This is a genomic window from Moraxella equi (genome assembly GCF_002027555.1).
Classification (GTDB): domain Bacteria; phylum Pseudomonadota; class Gammaproteobacteria; order Pseudomonadales; family Moraxellaceae; genus Moraxella; species Moraxella equi.
The window spans coordinates 1-1,237 of record NZ_MXAP01000037.1 but is presented as its reverse complement, the minus strand read 5'-3'; the positions used below and the strand labels follow the sequence as shown (position 1 = coordinate 1,237).

The 1,237-nt window shown below is 42.8% G+C and carries 1 protein-coding gene; it reads right to left on the bottom strand.

Annotated elements, in window-relative coordinates:
• Positions 1 to 1,237, bottom strand: a 1,237-nt coding sequence (locus B5J93_RS03780; protein ID WP_158080678.1) for a S8 family peptidase, incomplete at both ends; no start/stop codon positions are given.

The window sequence follows — 1,237 nt, the reverse complement described above, 5'->3', positions numbered from 1 at the left end:
CCGTTGTGGTTTTTGATGATGCTTCTCTTATTCCAATCAGTTGGTACATCTACATAACCACCAGGGATGTATCTACCATTCTCATATCGGCCACTGACCCAGTCTTGTTTTTTGTAAGTTGGGGATACTTTGGCAATGTCTTCAAAGCTCTTTGCCGTACCAAGAATGGTCTGTGCGATATTATGGTTTTTCATCCAAGGATAGGCACCCTTGACCAATACCGCCGTTCCTGTCACACGAGCTGTTGCCGGCGAAGTACCTTGATAATGACTTTGACTACCATCATTTGCATGGCTTGTTGTACTAGAAGTAGCTGCAACACACCATTCAGCAGTTCGTCCACATAGGTTTGCCTCATTGTAGTCTTCGCGAGGAGCAGAAACTGTAATAAAACCATTTTTGAATTTTTCATTGATTTTTGGCGCCAGGTTTTCATCAAAGGCATCATCCTCACCTTCGTTACCTGTTGCTTTTAACATCAAGACATCTTTGTTGATAATCAAGTCATGCAACAATGCTAAGTCAATAAAGTTACTCTCGCCTGTTACTTTGTTATAATAGGTGCTAGGGTCTTCGGCCACTTGTATCCATCTATCTGTATTTGATGAACCCCATGAGTTGTTAAATATCTTAACACCGTAATCGTTACGAATTTTACGAGTAATTAGGAACTGGTTGCCTCCATTAGAGCCTTTACCAATGCTATCACTGCCATAAATTCTAGCATTAGTCATACCATTATTACCAGCAATCACAGCTGCCATTTGCGAGCCATGGCTACCGCTAGCCGATGTTGAGGAAATTTCAATTAAACCCGAATCATCAGACATTGAACGACAATTGCGACTTCCAAGTATTGCACACTTTATTTGAGTTTCATGTACATTAGCACCTACCAGGTCTTTATTTCTACTGTCAATACCGCTATCAATGACCCCAACTTTAATATCACGGGTATCGATTGTTGTTTTTAGCTCATGCAACCGCTTTGAATAACCTTCGGAATCTGTACCGTAGAAAGCCTCAGTCAGTTTAGCATAGTTAAACTCATCCATCTGACTATAGCCAGTATTAGTACCTGTAGCAGGTCTTGGCTGTGCTCTAACCAATTCTGGTTTTACCTGACGCTCATAAGTAGGCTTGGTCAGCTGCGCTGAAGCCAAAGGCTTGACATAGTCAACAGGGGTTGGGGTTGGCTCAGGGGTCGGTTCCGGAGCAGGCTCGGGTTCAGGAGTCG